We start from the raw sequence: 13,357 nt of genomic DNA, 5'->3' as shown, positions 1-13,357 counted from the left end.
GTTTAATTTTTAGTAATGACAGACATAACTTTTCACCTTTGTACGGCGGCGACCGAATACTCTTATCAGAATCCGGAATAACCCAATCTACACACTCTCCGAGGGAGATGGATACCAGGGAGGCTAGAATTTCTGCATCTACTGAACTAAATTTCTATTAACTAGATGGATAAGCAACTTTCGGTCAAACTCCCGCCGTCTCTCACTGCAGAGACCTCTGTGAAAATATGGGAGCAGGTCCTCGGAGCGGAAAGTTCAGGACAGACTATTTTTGACGCATCGGACCTTACCTTTTGTGATGAGTCCGGTTTGACACTCTTATACGAGCTGCGGTCGAGACCTGACGCTTTTAAACTTATCAACGTATCGGCCAGCATTGAAACGCTTTACAACACAATGCTGAAGAATTTTTCTCCGAAACCGGTCGAGAAAAAATCTCTAGGCGTTGTAAGCAGTCTCGGAAAATGGCTTTACGACGCTGCCTCTTCCACCAAGCAAAGCATCATTTTTTTAGGTTCGGCATGCTGCGCTCTGACAGACGTGTTGCTGCATCCGTCTCAAATCCGTTTCGGAGAAATTCTCTCCGTCTCAGATGAGGCCGGCAGCAGAGCCGTAGGCATTATCTGCCTTATCGGTTTCTTAATGGGCGTCATTATCGCTTTTGAAACGGCCTTAGTTGCTCAAATTTTCGGAGCCGTTATTTTCGTAGTCAATGGTATCGGAATTGCGATGACAAGAGAATTGGGGCCTCTTATGACCGCAATCCTCTTTGCCGGTCGAAGTGGTTCTGCCTTCGCAGCCCAGCTCGGAACTCAAAAAGTTAATGAAGAATTAAATGCATTAACGACCTTCGGCCTGAGCCCAATGTACTTTTTAGTCGTTCCTCGCCTGATCGCTTCCTCCCTTGTCGTGCCGCTATTGTCTGTCTTTGCCACGATCCTAGGGATCCTTGGAGGAGGTCTAGTCATGGCAATGTACGACATTACGTATACACAGTTTTATGTACAGCTACTTAAATCCGTGACTGTGACCGATATTGTTTTCGGGTTAGTGAAGGCTGTAATTTTCGGTTTTGTAATTGCACTTATCGGGTGTCAATGCGGTATGAACACCGGTGCCGGTGCAGCTGCCGTCGGTTCTTCTACGACGAAATCCGTTGTTAAAAGCATTATTTGGATTGTCGTGATCGACGGTGCTGCAGCTCTTCTGACTAACAGGTTGGGAATATGATGGACACCTCTAAGAAATCCGTAATAAGTGTGCGTAACCTCACGATGGGTTGGCCGGGAAAGATTCTTTTAGAGAATGTATCTTTCGATATTTATGAAAAACAAATTGTTTTCATAATGGGAGGGTCCGGCTGCGGAAAATCCACGTTGATGAAAACTATCATCGGTTTGAATCCGCCCATGGCCGGAGACATACTTATTCGAGGAAAAAGTATTATCAACTCGGGAAAAGAAATTCCTGAAATTCAGCGAAGCTTAGGCATCATGTACCAAAGCGGAGCCTTGTTCGGTTCTCTAACTGTTTTGGAAAACGTCCGTTTCCCGTTGGATCAATTTTCAAAACTACCCTTAGAAGCCAGAAACCTGACTGCACAAATACTTCTGAACGCTATGGAGATGCCCGGTTCGGCCAACTTAACTCCCGGGGAACTTTCCGGAGGCATGATCAAGAGAGCCGGCATAGCCAGAGCCCTGTCTCTCGGAGCAACTATTCTTCTATTAGACGAACCAAGCGCAGGACTTGACCCTATAACTGCGGCCAACTTAGACCAAACAATACGCAAACTTCGCGACAATCTAGGGGCAACTTTCGTCATTGTCAGTCACGAATTGAAAAGTATTTTTAGAATCGCAGACAGATGCATCATGCTTGATCCAAAAACACGTTCCATCATCGCCGACGGGGCACCTAACGACTTACAAAAAAATTCTCCTAACCCGTGGGTTAGACAATTTTTTAATGCTCAACCTGATGCGGAGTAGAAATGGGAGTTAAAACAAATTATTTCAGATTGGGCCTGTTTGTAGTCGCTGCCATTGCAGCGGCAATCGCCTCTATCCTTATACTTCTCGGCCCGAGCCTTGGAAAGCCGTACGCAGAAATGGAGACGTATTTCCAATTTTCTATCAGCGGACTAGAAGTCGGAGCCCCGGTTAAATTTAGAGGTATCCAGGTCGGACAGGTTCAAGAGATTCTCTTATCGACGGAAGCCTATCCGTCTTCTTCTCAAGAAATTCTTTCTGAGACCAAAGCTGTTGCCGTTGTAAGAATGAGAATGGAACTGGCTGGAAAGGAAGTTGAATCCCACCTTCAGGACTATATTAATCACGGTCTGAGAATCCAAACACAGCTTGCGGGCATCACCGGCTCCTTGTATCTCTCTGTAGATTTCCTGGATCCGAAGAAATATCCCGCAGATCGTGTTCCTTTTGATTGGAAACCTAAGTATTTGTTCATTCCGTCAGCTCCAAGCTTGAGCAATGAAATTGTTGAAAATGTCAAAGGCTTCCTTGCCAGTCTTGATTCTTTAAATATCAACAAAGATCTCCAGGAAACCGTCCCCGTGATCCAATCTCTCATTGCTAATCTTGAGAGGATCGCGAACGGAATTGATCCGTCCTCCTTTAATAAACTTGGAAGCTCTCTTTCCAACCTACTTAACCAAGCTGACAACAAGATCAATCAGTTCGACATCAACCAGCTGAACACACTCATTGCGCAGCTGGATAAATCTGCTGAGCAAATCGGCAACCTCAGTCAAAAAGCTGAGACTAAACAGCTCGTAACCAACCTGACAAACTTATCTCGTAATCTAAATCAGATGGTTTCTAACAATGGTTACGACGTAACGGTTACGCTTATGAACTTAAGTAAGATCGCACAAAATTTAAAGAATCTTACGAACAATATTTCGGGTTCCGCCTCTGAGTTTTTAGCACCAGCGCCAAAGACAGCAGAACCCTTCCAAGTTAATAAATAGGCACGCTTATGAAGAGAAGAACTCTTGCTTTAGGACTTTTAACCGGACTAGCCGGCTGCTCAATCCTCCCTGAAAGACCTCCGCTGAAGCTCTATACACTTCTTGCGAATCTAAACACTCAGGACTGCAGAGCACCGAAACGCCGTCTCTCCAGTGTGCGCATCAATTCCCCTATGATTGCGTCTCCCTATGACAGTACGCGCTGCTATGTGTTAATTAAGGACAACCGAATCTACAACACAGACATCAATAGGTTTTCATCTAATCCCGGCAACCTCATCGGAGACGGCTTACGCGAAGTCATACAAGACTGTGGACCATGGAATGTTGTCCTTTCTCCTAATTCCATCAGTACACCTGCTTATCAGCTCACGGTCTTTGTTTCCAAGTTCTTCATCAATGCTGTTAAGAAACCGTTTGCAGCTGTCGTCGAAATGGAAGTTTCTGTGGTGGCAAGCGTTTCCGGCAAACTGGTTTTCCATGAAACCTACAGCCAAACACAGAACACGCCAACAGACGATATGCCGGGAGCCGTGAGCGCCTTTGATGTCTGCCTCGAGAACATCTTCAAGACATTAACCAACGACCTCAATAAGCAAGCCACAAGAATGTGAGGTTAGCGTGCTTGTTCCTCTCTGATTTAAGCTCACTCTGGACTCGCGCCTTCTCCTAATCCAAAGAGGCGAGGGGAAGGCTATAGGAATTCTGGAAATAATGAAATCGATAACGCGTCGCGCCTTATTAACGATTCTCGCCGGTTTTTCTTTTTTTAATCCGGCAGCAGTCCTAAGCGCAAAAGAAAAAGAGTTAGCGATTTTCTATAGTTTCTCGGGAAACTCTAAGAGAGTCACAGAAATTTTTCAAAAATTAGAGCACTGCGATATCTCAGAAATTAAAACCTTGGAGCCTTATAACGCTTATGACGCGAGAGAGGACAGAAAGAAGAGAGAACTTCCTCCCATCTCACCGTTGAACATAGATTTGGACAATTACCGAAAGATCGTCCTGATTTTTCCTGTCTGGGGGTACACGCCGGCTTTGCCGATGCAAAGCTTCCTGAGGAAACATTCACTAAACAACGAAGTGGAAATTATTTCCGTAGGTGTCGGACGGCTAGGCGGAATGTATGAAGACGTCCATAAGCTGCTTCCTCACGCAAAGATCACACGCTTCACACACGTCCCTAGGGCCTCCGACCTCACTGATAGGGAACTTGAGACAATGCTCCGCAATCGATCTTTGCCTCCTTCAATGCATGCCATACTCACAAAAGGCTTGGATGCCTACAAAGAAGAAATTAAAGCGCGCATTGATTTCACAAATGCAGAATTTGCAAAGATGCTTCCGAGAACGGCCACATGGTGCAAAACACCACAGGTAAAGCCTAAGCCGCGTCTAAGTACCAATCCTGCACCTGACTGTCTGAGTTTTCAAAATAATATTCTGTATTTCAATGGGCAGCCCATCGGCATGGGCGTCTTTTATGATGCACTTCCTTCGGAAGGAAGCGAAGTAACAATTTCCGGTTCGACGAACGCAGTCTGAAATCTCATTAAGCGTTAGCATTTTCTTGTGAGCTGCGATTGTTCACTGCAACTCACAAATAAAGGGACGATGTTGAGTTACATCTTCCTTAATAAAAATTGAAGCGAACTTTAAGCTCCTTATTTCTTCTTTAAAACTATCAGATGTCTTTCAGTATCCAGGAAAGGAACTTTCAGCTCTATCACTTTCTCCACACCAACACCGGCCGGAAGCTCGTTAATTTCCTCGACCGGATACTTGCCTTTCATGGCTAGCCATCGTCCATTCTCGTCAATTAAGTGCTCAGTTAACGTCACGAAGCTTGCTAATGAAGAGAATGCTCTGCAACTAATTAAATTAAAAGGCTTTAATGGATGAAAATTTTCAACTCTTTCATTAAAAGCATTGACATTCGGAAGTTTCAGTTGAATGACCGCTTGTCGGACAAAAGTTATTTTCTTATTAACCGTGTCGATTAAATTAAAGTCAAAATCTTTCAAGAAGATTGACAAGGGAATAGCAGGTAATCCCCCGCCACACCCAACGTCCAAAGTTCTGCAACCTACTTCTGATCCGTACAACTTGAAATAAGGAAGTAGCGTCAAAGAATCCAACAGATGTTTTCTAATTACGTCCCCTTCGTCTCGAATCGCTGTAAGGTTATAAACTTTATTCCATTTCAGCAACAGCTCGGAGAAAGAAATCAACTTTGAAACCTCTTCTTCACCGGCTGTTATCCCGAGCCTTTCCAATCCTTGGATGAGTTCTTCTCGATTCTTTTCCATATTTACTCCTTCTTTCCTCGGTATCGTTTCAGATAAACGAGAAGGATAGAAATCGCCGCAGGTGTCACCCCGGAAATATTTAAAGCCTCCCCAAGTGTTCTCGGTTTGATCTTTTTCAATTTTTGTGTGATTTCAAACGACAGGCCCTTTGCAGAATCGTAATCAAAATCTTCTGGAATAACCGTCTCTATTTTTTCCAAGTTCTTCTGAACTTCGGCTTTTTGTTTGTCTTCATAGCCGGAATACTTAACTTTAGTCGTAAGCGTTTCAGCGTCTTCGTCCGAAAGATAGGGCGGAGGCAGCAGCGATTCTCCGTCTTTTGTCTTCAATAATTTGAGTTTTTGATAATCTACTTCCGGTCGTTTCAGCATTACATAGAGTTGTGATTCCTTAGAAAGTTCAGCGCCCACAACTTCTTCTAAGCTGAATTTATCCAGTACACCGGGGTTCACCCAAATACTTTTAAGACGTTCTGTCTCTCTTGCTAACCGCTCTCTTTTTTCTTGGAAGAATTTCCAGCGCTCTTCTGACACAACTCCAAGCTTATAACCGATCTCAGTAAGTCGTTCATCTGCGTTATCTTCCCTCAGGCTCAGCCTATATTCTGCCCGCGAGGTGAACATACGGTACGGTTCATTCACGCCTTTGGTGATCAAATCATTTACCATCACACCGAGATAAGCTTGATCTCTGCGGAGCAGGAAAGGCTCTTCATCTCTAATTTTTAAAACTGCATTGATACCCGCCATCAAGCCTTGGGCCGCGGCCTCTTCGTAGCCGGTAGTACCGTTTACCTGACCTGCCAAGAATAAATTATCAAATTCTTTACTTTCAAGATTGTCTTTCAAATGGGTAGGATCGTAATAATCATATTCAATCGCGTAACCGGGTCTTATGATGTGTACATTTTCCAAGCCCTTAATGGAATGAATGAAATTCACCTGAACGTCGTAAGGCAAACTTGTTGAAATTCCGTTGGGATAATACTCATAAGTATTTAACCCTTCCGGCTCTAAGAAGACATGGTGAGAATTTTTAGAAGCAAACTTGTGAATTTTGTCTTCGATTGAAGGACAGTAACGAGGACCTATCCCTTCAATAACACCTGTAAATAAAGGCGAACGGTCTAAACCTTTCCTAATAAAGTCATGAGTCGTTTGGTTCGTATCTGTTATCCAACAAGGCACTTGCTGCGGATGATCCTCAGGCGAACCCATGTAAGAGAAGACCGGTACCGGCTCGGAATCGCCCAACTGCCTTTCACATTTAGAAAAATCGATTGTTCTTCCGTCTAATCGCGCAGGTGTGCCTGTCTTCAAACGAGCTTTAGGTAACCCTAGCTCCGCCAGATTAATTCCTAAATTTACCGAAGAAGGGTCACCGGATCTGCCGGCAAGGTATGAAGTTTGTCCGATAAATACTTTACCGTTCAAGAAGGTACCGGCGCACAAAACGACTGCCTTAGCCTTTATCGAGATTCCTGATCGTAAATAGACACCGGCAACTTTCCCGTTTTCAAGAAGCAGGGCGTCAACAGCTTCCTCAATCAAAGACAAATTTTCTATTGCTTCGATTCTTGTCCGCATCTGATATTTATAGAGACGCCGATCAATTTGTGCTCTCGTAGCGCGAACGGCTGCACCTTTAGACGCATTTAAAACCCTAAATTGAATACCGGAAAAATCCGTAGCTTTTGCGATTAAACCATCTAAGGCATCAACTTCTTTAACTAAATGGCTTTTTCCGATGCCCCCAATAGATGGATTGCAAGATTGCTGGCCCAAATTGTCCAAATTATGGGTTACTAAAAGCGTTTTAGCTTTCATTCTTGCGCAGGCGGCTGCCGCTTCAATTCCGGCATTTCCTCCGCCAACAACAATTACTTCGTATTCATTTGGATAACAATAACTCATCTTTTTGTTCCACGTGAAACAGCTTACTTGCCAATACAAAAACCACTAAAGATTTTTCCTAAAAGATCGTCAGAAGAAATCTTCCCGGTAATTTCTCCCAGCTCATCGGAAGCTCCTCTTAATTCTTCTGCAAATAACTCCAATTGAGGGCTAGTTGAGTTAAGGTAAGAAGCGGCTCTCTTTAACGATTCTTTTACATTAAGCAGGTTATGGATATGACGCTCTCGAGCCATATAGATTGACTGATTTTCTGAAAAACCTGCCAGTTTCAGAAGTTCGGATTTCAATTCCTGCATCCCTTTTCCGGTGACAGCTGAGGTTTCAATGATCGTTCCACGTGAAACATCTTTTGTGTTCGGAAGAGGAGTTGAGATAAGATCGACTTTATTCAAAACAGTAATGATAGGAACATCTTTCCCTTTAATCATTTTCAGAGCTGTTTGCATCGAGTCTTTATTCTTATTTTGCTGATCTCTAATATCTCGAATTTCTAAAATAACATCTGCTTTGGATATCTCCTGCTTCGTCCTTTCGATACCAATCTGTTCAATTCGATCTTCTGTTTCACGAATACCGGCCGTATCTACGAAGTGGAAAGGAACTCCGGAAATAATTAAGTCAGTTTGAATCTTATCTCTAGTAGTACCGGCAATATCAGAAACAATAGCAATTTCTTCGCCTGCTAAATAGTTCAAAAGACTGGACTTGCCAACATTGGTCTCGCCAACGAGAGCAACTCTCAGACCGTCTCGCAAGATCTCGCCCTGACGCGCGGAATCCAGAACGCTCTCTAATCTATTCTGAATATCCTCTAATTTCTCCTGACTCTGGTATTCAGACAAGAAATCAATTTCTTCTTCAGGAAAATCTAAAATAGCTTCAACTTCAACTCGAAGATTAATTAACGCATCATTTAATGCATTAACCTTATTAGAAAACTCTCCGGTTAGAGAACGAGATGCTGCTTTTGCGGCGTTACGGGAATTTGCTTCGATAAGATCTGCTACAGCCTCAGCTTGAACTAGGTCAATTTTCCCATTCAAAAAAGCGCGCTCCGTAAACTCACCGGGCAGAGCCTGTCTCAAGCCGAATTCTTTCCCGAAGATAAGCACTTCCTGAACAATCCAGTTAAGAAGAACTCTGCCTCCGTGAACCTGCAGTTCAAGTACAGATTCTCCCGTATAAGAAAAGGGGGCCCGAAAATAAATCACAATTCCGGTATCCAATATTTGACCCTGAGTGTCTCTGATTGGAAGCAATTCTGCGTAGCGAGGTTTTATTTCTTTTCCCGGGAACATCTTCTGGAAAAGAGCTTTGACGTCTTCTTCCTCGCCGGAGATTCTAACGATACCAACACCCGCGTTTCCGTTTCCGGTTGCTATTGCTATGATTGGTGAAGTTTTCACTAAAGACATTTAGATACCTAAGAATGAGTTTGAAGCAGAATAACAACGAATTGTCCCGTCTAGTCGGAGCCGCAATCGCTGTCCTAATCGCACTCCCGATCGCCGCCTGGGTAGGCAGCTTCATCGGTGACTCTTACACTGCCCGAGCAACGGCCTACATTTTAATCCTTGCATGGTCTGTGCTCGGTGCAGGAATACTTTGTTTCATTACCCGAAATTCGACCAAACCTGTGACCGCTGTCTCCTTAATTCTTTGGATCATCAGTGTTTGGGTCTGGCCGATTCTGCTTTTGGTTTATTGGCAAAAAAAATAAAACCAAAAGTGGCGCAAAAAAAATTTCGGGTCCGACTCAGAGAGAAGGACCCGATTTTTATTAGTTAGACTGCCGTTTTATTCTGTCTGCCTCTATTTGTTTGTTCACAACATATTGCTGAATGATCGACAAGATATTGTTGACAAGCCAGTAAAGGACCAAACCGGAGGCAAAGAAGATAAACATAATACCGAAGACAAACGGCATAATGGCCATCATTTTTGCCTGGACAGGATCAGGAGGGGTCGGGTTCAGTTTGAACTGAATGACCATCGTGATGATCATAAGAATCGGAAGAATGAACCAAGGATCGGGAGCTGCCAAGTCAGTAACCCAGAAAATCCAAGGAGCATCTCTCAGTTCAACAGAAGCCAGAAGCACCCAGTACAAGGCTAAGAAGACGGGAAGCTGCAATGCAATCGGGAGGCAGCCGCCGACAGGATTGATCTTCTCTGTCTTGTACATCTCCATCATTGCCATGTTAAGACGCTGCTTGTCGTCGCCGTATTTCTCTTTAAGCGCTTTCATACGCGGACCGAGATCTTTCATCTTAGCCATAGAGCGGTAGCCGGCCAAGGAGAGCGGATAGAGAATGGCCTTAACGATACAGGTCAGCAGAACAATCGCCCAGCCCCAGTTACCGACAATTCCGTAAAGGAAGGAAAGAAGCCAGTAAATCGGTTTAGCTAAGAAAGTGAGCCAGCCGTAATCCACAACTAAGGACAGCCCCGGAGCAATAGCATCAAGACGGGTCTGATCCTGAGGACCGGAGTAGAGCGTTGCTTCGATTGTCTTAGAGGAGTTAGGCGCAATCGTATCCATCTGCTGGATGCTTCCTACGGCATAAAGCTTCTCGCCTACCGTATTCGTGTAGTTTTCACGTTCTACGCCTTGTGTCGGAACCCAAGCAGAGACGAAGTAGTGCTGAATCATGGCAATCCAGCCGTTATCTGCTTTTGCCTGGAAATCTTTATCCCCGTCGGCAATGTCAGAGAAACTGACCTTCTGGAACTTATCCTTATCGGTGTAAACAGCGGCACCGGTATAGGCGTTGACCATGGTGCTTTCGCCTTCAGGCTTTTCACCGTCGCGAGTCAGCTGATAGTAAACAGACGGCTTGATCTCGGATGCCGTGTTATTAACCACTTCATGAGAAACTTTGATGCCGTAATGACCGCGTTCGAACGTGAAGCTCTTAATGACTTTAACACCGCCGGATTCGCCTTCAAACTTAACGGTGAGATTGTCCTGACCGTCAGCCATCTTGAGCGGACCGGGGACTAATTTAAATTGAGTCTTATGAGTCGGGTAAGGACCGCCGATTAAACCGGTCTGCGCTAAATAAGTTCTTCCTTTTTGTTCCGTAAAAAGAACCACATCAGCAGGCGTTTCAGCCTTGTTTCCGAGAATCATGCCGACAAGGCCGGTATCCGTCCAAGGAATGGTCTGTTTTTCTTTTCGAAGTGCAGAACCGATGATGACGGCACCTTCTGGATCAAAGGAAAGCTTGAGGAGGTCTGTTTCAACCTGAATCGGCTCAGCCTTCACTGCTGTTTTAGCTTCAGCAGGCAGAGATGCTGTCTGCGACTGGCTCGGAAGGGCTGCCTCATTCTTAGGTGCTTCCGTCGTCGCAACCTGCTGGGTTTCAGCCCCGAAGAAAGACGGGCGGCCGTTGTAGACTTCCCAACGGTCGTACAGCATAAAGGCGGAAAGACCGAAAAGAATCCATAGGAGGGCTCTTTGAATATCACTTCCCATGATTTGATTTCTCTAATTTAGATTGAAAAAAATACGCCTGAGATTCCTGATCCCAACAATCCCGGCACCAACAATTCCACTTGAATTTGTCAGGAACTTCGTCAATTCCGCTTCCCCCGAAGGGATTGCAGCGGAGAATTCGGAAAAACGTGAGCCAAACTCCTCGGAGGGCACCGAATCGCTGTATGGATGTATAGGAATATTGAGAACAGGTAGGAAGAAACCGACAGTTGTGGCCAACCCAAGGCGAAAAAAGAAACTGGTAACCCCTGATCATGAAAAGACAGAGATTTTTAATCATCTTTTTTTCCTTGATCAAGAACCTGAATTCTTGCCTCTAACTGGCTCAACAGTCGGTTCGCATCCTCCGATAATTCTTTTTTAAGAGAGTTTAGACAGGCGCCTTCTGCAGGCACCGGAACTTTCTTTTTTAAGCGGAGAACGAATGTTCGGCTTTGGAGTGCGGAAGGGGACTCAGCGGGATGAGTAAGAACCGAGTGCCTAATGGCTTCCCTCAATATTCTTTTCACCAGATTTCGGTCTACTGAACGCTTAGAAAAATGTTTTCCGACCGTAAGACCGAATCTTGAGGAGACTTTTCCTTGGGTAAGGACTGCCTTCAACTCGAACCATTGTCCAGAAAGTCTAACGACTCCTTTCCCTCTTGCTTTTAAAACGGTCAAAAAATCCTGAGACTTCTTGATTTTTGCTTTTTGAGGAAAAGAATTAGCCCAGCCCCCTAACGCCATCGTTAATTTGAATAATCCTTAAGGATTAAAGAGCTAAAACGTGACGTCCTTTGCGACGACGAGCAGCAAGCACCTTACGGCCGCCGCGAGTGCGGCTGCGAACGAGGAAACCGTGTGTACGAGCACGTTTAACCTTAGAAGGCTGGTATGTACGTTTTGTTGCCATTTTTATTCCTTTTAAATCGGCCAGGCGAACGGCCGCAAAAACTAAAATTACTAATGCTTTTAGGGGACCGATCCCCTAATTTGAGAAACCACATATTAGACTTCATTAGAACGTAACTTGTCAAATTAAAAGAAATTATTTTGTTACGGCTTTTTATGAAGCCCTTCCTTTTGAGCGCTCTTCTTATTCGTAAGCAGTTCTGTCTTAAAAATTACGCAATCGGGGCTCAAGGCGTTTTAGACGGTGTTTAGCGCCTTTTTATCTGTGCCTGCTATACCCCTATTATCTTAGTAGGAGAGAAGGCCAAATAAGGTACAATGATCGTTTAGTTTGAAAATAGACTTAGAGTCGACAAGTTATTCTCGGAAACTTAAATGCGTGAAGTTTGGAAGTCGGTGTTAGCCTTTCTCAAGAATACTATTCCTGAAGAAGTCTTCGTTCCGTGGTTTGGAAAGGTTGAATTCACTGAGGACAGCGAGCCTGACATTATTAATATTAGTGTACCCTCTGTTCCCCATAGTAAATTCATCAAGGCGCAGTATGAAAAAGATATTGAGGAAAAAGCCTCCGAAATCTGCGGCCGTGAGATAAAACTTAAAATAACGGTGAAAGACCCCAACAAAGGCGCGATGATTTCCGAGCCTTTGCCCGGGCCTGCCAATACTCTCCCGGAAGAGGAAAAAGCTCCTAAGTCCATTGACGAAATTGCGACCAAGTGCGGTCTTCACTCCGGTCTGACTTTTGACACTTTTGTGATCGGAAACGCTAATCGTGTCGCAAGAAGTTCGGCAATGTTAGTTGCGGAATTTCCCGGCGAGCGCTGCAATCCCTTATTTATTTATGGCGGCGTCGGTTTAGGAAAAACGCACCTGATGCACGCGGTCGGCCGAAAGATCCTCGAGGACAATCCGAACACCAATCTTTTGTGCATCTCAGCGAACCGCTTTATTAATGAGGTCGTTTCTCTGTCTGCTGGCGGCCGCTACTCTGACGAGAAGATTCAAAAGTTTGACAATAAATACAGAAATCTCGATGCTCTTCTGATCGACGACGTCCAGTTTTTATGCAAGCGCGGCGGAACACAGCAGCGTCTCTTTAATATTTTTGAAGCGCTGCTTCCAAAAAACAAGCAGATCATTCTGACCTGCGATACCTATGCCCGCCAGTTATCTGACTTTGATGAGCGTTTGATTTCAAGATTCGGAGCCGGTCTATCCGTCTCCATTGAGCCCGCCGAGTTTGAATTAAGAGCCGCGATTCTTTTACAGAAGGCCAAACAACAGGGCGTCAAACTTCCGTTAGAAGTTGCTTACCTTATTGCTACTCGTTTAAACACGAATATTAGAGAGCTCGAGGGTGCTCTTAATAGCGTGATTATGCGGGCGGAAGTCTTTAAAAAACCTATCACTGAGGAGCTTGCCAAAGAGGCTCTGCAGGGAATTACAGGGACAGGGCGTATCTCAATTGAAAATATTCAGCAGTCCACTGCTGAGCATTTCAGTATCAAAATTGCGGATATGCACTCAAAGAGAAGAGTGGCCAATGTCGCATATGCGCGCCAAATAGCGATGTATCTGGCAAAAGAGCTGACTCAGAAGAGTCTTATTGAGATCGGATACGCATTCGGCGGAAGAGACCACGCTACCGTTTTATATGCTGTTAAGAAAATCACAAAGGAACGTGCTCAGAATCAAGAGCTGAATCACACGCTTCATTTGATTGAACAAGATTTAAAAAACTGGAACTAACGGAG

The 13,357-nt window shown here is 44.6% G+C and carries 14 protein-coding genes; 7 read left to right on the top strand and 7 right to left on the bottom strand.

Annotated elements, in window-relative coordinates; genetic code table 11:
• Positions 1-309 precede the first annotated feature (309 nt).
• The 5 genes from ACZND6_RS04870 (at position 310) to ACZND6_RS04850 (ending at position 4,534) form a co-directional block, all read left to right on the top strand.
• Positions 310-1,230 (top strand): MlaE family ABC transporter permease, encoded by a 921-nt coding sequence (locus ACZND6_RS04870; protein ID WP_241679875.1) that lies wholly within the window; start codon positions 310-312, stop codon positions 1,228-1,230.
• The gene (locus ACZND6_RS04865; RefSeq protein WP_418572819.1) at positions 1,230-1,991 is read left to right on the top strand and encodes an ABC transporter ATP-binding protein; all 762 of its coding nucleotides are present in this window, start codon (positions 1,230-1,232) and stop codon (positions 1,989-1,991) included. Before ACZND6_RS04870 ends, ACZND6_RS04865 begins: the two co-directional genes overlap by 1 nt.
• Before the next feature lie 2 nt (positions 1,992-1,993).
• On the top strand, positions 1,994-2,989 hold the full coding sequence (locus ACZND6_RS04860; RefSeq protein ID WP_008810351.1) for an MlaD family protein: 996 nt from the start codon (positions 1,994-1,996) through the stop codon (positions 2,987-2,989).
• Positions 2,990-2,997: 8 nt separating this feature from the next.
• Positions 2,998-3,603: an ABC-type transport auxiliary lipoprotein family protein gene (locus tag ACZND6_RS04855; RefSeq protein ID WP_118631571.1), complete on the top strand. Its 606-nt coding sequence runs from the start codon at positions 2,998-3,000 to the stop codon at positions 3,601-3,603.
• 100 nt (positions 3,604-3,703) lie between these two features.
• Entirely contained in the window at positions 3,704-4,534 is an 831-nt protein-coding gene (locus ACZND6_RS04850) for an NADPH-dependent FMN reductase family protein (RefSeq protein WP_008810349.1), read from the top strand.
• 119 nt (positions 4,535-4,653) lie between these two features.
• On the opposite strand, the gene rsmG is transcribed toward ACZND6_RS04850, so the two are convergent.
• From rsmG to mnmE, 3 genes are read right to left on the bottom strand one after another with little or no spacing between them, the layout of a single operon-like run.
• Positions 4,654-5,298, bottom strand: a complete 645-nt coding sequence (rsmG, locus tag ACZND6_RS04845; RefSeq protein ID WP_008810348.1) for a 16S rRNA (guanine(527)-N(7))-methyltransferase RsmG — start codon at positions 5,296-5,298, stop codon at positions 4,654-4,656.
• A 2-nt stretch (positions 5,299-5,300) separates the two neighbouring features.
• Positions 5,301-7,211, bottom strand: coding sequence for a tRNA uridine-5-carboxymethylaminomethyl(34) synthesis enzyme MnmG (gene mnmG, locus ACZND6_RS04840; protein ID WP_039895747.1), 1,911 nt, complete (start codon positions 7,209-7,211; stop codon positions 5,301-5,303).
• A 23-nt stretch (positions 7,212-7,234) separates the two neighbouring features.
• Entirely contained in the window at positions 7,235-8,626 is a 1,392-nt protein-coding gene (mnmE, locus tag ACZND6_RS04835; protein WP_008810345.1) for a tRNA uridine-5-carboxymethylaminomethyl(34) synthesis GTPase MnmE, read from the bottom strand.
• A gap of 14 nt (positions 8,627-8,640) precedes the next feature.
• On the opposite strand from mnmE, the gene ACZND6_RS04830 reads away from it, so the two are divergent.
• Positions 8,641-8,931, top strand: coding sequence for a hypothetical protein (locus tag ACZND6_RS04830; RefSeq protein WP_008865163.1), 291 nt, complete (start codon positions 8,641-8,643; stop codon positions 8,929-8,931).
• Between the two features lie 60 nt (positions 8,932-8,991).
• Here the strand turns inward: ACZND6_RS04830 and yidC are convergent, their stop codons facing one another.
• Genes yidC through rpmH form a run of 4 tightly spaced genes read right to left on the bottom strand, consistent with a single transcriptional unit; the run spans position 8,992 to position 11,604 of the window.
• Positions 8,992-10,689, bottom strand: coding sequence for a membrane protein insertase YidC (gene yidC / locus ACZND6_RS04825; protein ID WP_489524428.1), 1,698 nt, complete (start codon positions 10,687-10,689; stop codon positions 8,992-8,994).
• Positions 10,679-10,966, bottom strand: a complete 288-nt coding sequence (yidD, locus tag ACZND6_RS04820) for a membrane protein insertion efficiency factor YidD (protein WP_489524431.1) — start codon at positions 10,964-10,966, stop codon at positions 10,679-10,681. The genes yidC and yidD overlap by 11 nt, the downstream gene beginning before the upstream one ends.
• Before the next feature lie 16 nt (positions 10,967-10,982).
• Positions 10,983-11,438, bottom strand: coding sequence for a ribonuclease P protein component (locus ACZND6_RS04815; protein WP_412447688.1), 456 nt, complete (start codon positions 11,436-11,438; stop codon positions 10,983-10,985).
• Positions 11,439-11,463: 25 nt separating this feature from the next.
• Positions 11,464-11,604 (bottom strand): 50S ribosomal protein L34, encoded by a 141-nt coding sequence (gene rpmH, locus ACZND6_RS04810; RefSeq protein WP_008810341.1) that lies wholly within the window; start codon positions 11,602-11,604, stop codon positions 11,464-11,466.
• A 374-nt stretch (positions 11,605-11,978) separates the two neighbouring features.
• Between rpmH and dnaA the strand changes: the two genes are divergently transcribed.
• Entirely contained in the window at positions 11,979-13,352 is a 1,374-nt protein-coding gene (dnaA, locus tag ACZND6_RS04805) for a chromosomal replication initiator protein DnaA (RefSeq protein WP_008810340.1), read from the top strand.
• Positions 13,353-13,357: the final 5 nt, after the last annotated feature.

The sequence above is a fragment of the Parasutterella sp. genome (genome assembly GCF_057870745.1).
Note: the sequence above shows the minus strand (reverse complement) of the source record. Positions and strands in the feature narration are given on the sequence as shown.